A 1,837-nucleotide genomic window follows, 5' to 3' on the forward strand; every position below is an offset into this window, starting at 1 on the left:
GAGGAACGACGACTGAAGGAAGCCAGTTTCAACCTTCCCCGGGAACTGGCGGTGGAGGTTTGTGCGCTGCGAGCGGAATCCGCCGTTTACATCGACGAAAACGGCGAACATCCGCCGGGCTGGCTGCTCCACAACCTGACCGGTGTCTTTGACGAAGAACTGCTGACCGAAGAAGGCCGGCGCCGAGTGAAACCGCATCCCAACGGGACGGACGTATTTGTCGTGTCCGATGTCAGCTTTGACCAGCTCTACAACCGCGGACGAAACCTGAAGCTGCTTTCGTCCGCGCAGCTGATCGAGCGCATCCGCAATCCGTCAACCGGGCCGGTTCCCGTTCGGGGTCAGAGTCTGGCGCTGCATTCGCGAGTCACCCGGCCCATCCTGTCGATGCTCAGCATTACCATCGCGCTGCCGCTGGTGATGCGGCGCGAATCGCGGAGCCTGATCGCCAACATGGCGATCTGCGCGGCGGTGCTGGGATTCTTCTATGTGTTTACCCAGGGCAGCATAATTCTGGGCAGCTCCGGCCTGATTTCTCGCCCGGACCTGGCGGCGTGGATTCCCGTCATCGTGACAGGAAGTACGGGCGTCTGGACCGCTGGTTATGTGCAGACATAGCAGCCGGTTCGGCGTGGCCCGATGCTGCATGGTTCGGGCCACGACGCGGCACCGGTATCCAAAGTCATGGACGAGGCCACGAGTCCTGAACCACAACGGGAGCTACGGAACTCGCAGTCTCGCCCACTACGGAAACGAGCAGTTATCAGTTGGAACGACGTGCTACTTCGCTGCTGCCAGTGCGGCGTCGTAGTTGGGATGTTCGGTGATTTCGCTGACGTACTCGGCGTGTTTCACCGTGCCGCTTCCATCAACCACAAAGACCGCTCGAGCCAGACAGCGGTCCAGCCCGCCGCCCTGAATCAGGACGCCATAGTCTTCACCGAACTTCGTGCAGCGATGCGCGCTCAGGGTCTTCACATTTTCGACGCCTTCCGCTCCGCACCATCGCCCCTGACCGAACGGAAGGTCCATGCTGACGACCAGTACTTCAACGCCCGACATCTTTGCGGCTTCGTCATTGAATCGCTTTGTCTCGGCGTGACAGACGCCGGTGTCCAGCGACGGAACCGTCGCGATGATCCGCGTCTTTCCGGCGCTGGCGGCAAGAGTCACTTCTTCCAGAGAATTGCTTTGCAGTGAGAAATCGGGGGCCTTGTCTCCGGCGGCCAGGGCCTTTCCGGCAAGGTTGACGGGGTTTCCCTTCAGAGTAACGGCACCGCTGCGAACGTCTGTCATGTCTGGCTTCCTGTCGAAGGTGGAGAGATTTCAAAGTCAAAGAATTGTGGGGCGCGTAGTATGCCGCTTCGTTCGAGCGTTGCAACCGGCTTCAGACCGTCCAGTCGCGCTCGGCGCGGGATCGCAGCAGGTTGGCGTCGGCGTCATCAATGAATTCTTCGGTCACGGGATCGATCCGCAGCTTTCGTCCCAGAATCCACGAAATTGCAGCCGCGTGGCAGGCGATGTGAGAACGCCGCATCACGTCCGGGTTCGCGTTCGTGATCCCGCGGCTGCGGATGCAGTCGAAGAAGTTGCGGGAATGTGCCGACACGTCCAGGCCGCGAACTCGCTTCGACGGATCCGGCAGTTCCTTCTTTAGAGAATCCGATGAAACCACGATCTCGCCTTCATCGCCGGTCTCTACAGAACCTTCGTCGCCGATAAACCGCACCGGGCACGTGCCCAGACGTGTGATGTAGTGCGGCGACCGGTCGCCGAACGGATCAGGGAGGAAGTCGATGATCAGCTTCACGCCGTTTTCATAGTGGCAGACGATCTT

3 protein-coding genes are annotated in these 1,837 nt (G+C 60.2%); 1 reads left to right on the forward strand and 2 read right to left on the reverse strand.

What is annotated here, in order from left to right:
* The coding region (locus R3C19_27420; GenBank protein ID MEZ6064093.1) for an LptF/LptG family permease at positions 1 to 618 on the forward strand (618 nt) is incomplete at its 5' end.
* 162 nt (positions 619 to 780) lie between these two features.
* On the opposite strand, the gene tpx is transcribed toward R3C19_27420, so the two are convergent.
* Both tpx and R3C19_27430 read right to left on the reverse strand, forming a co-directional pair.
* Positions 781 to 1,296: a thiol peroxidase gene (tpx, locus tag R3C19_27425; GenBank protein ID MEZ6064094.1), complete on the reverse strand. Its 516-nt coding sequence runs from the start codon at positions 1,294 to 1,296 to the stop codon at positions 781 to 783.
* A 91-nt stretch (positions 1,297 to 1,387) separates the two neighbouring features.
* Positions 1,388 to 1,837: gfo/Idh/MocA family oxidoreductase (locus tag R3C19_27430; GenBank protein ID MEZ6064095.1), on the reverse strand; the 450-nt coding region annotated here is incomplete at its 5' end.

It is taken from the genome of Planctomycetaceae bacterium, from assembly GCA_041398785.1.
Classification (GTDB): domain Bacteria; phylum Planctomycetota; class Planctomycetia; order Planctomycetales; family Planctomycetaceae; genus JAWKUA01.

Bases quoted from the DNA above. Each gene is read 5' to 3' on its own strand.
- tpx (MEZ6064094.1), bottom strand. From the start codon at position 1,296: ATGACAGACGTTCGCAGCGGTGCCGTTACTCTGAAGGGAAACCCCGTC.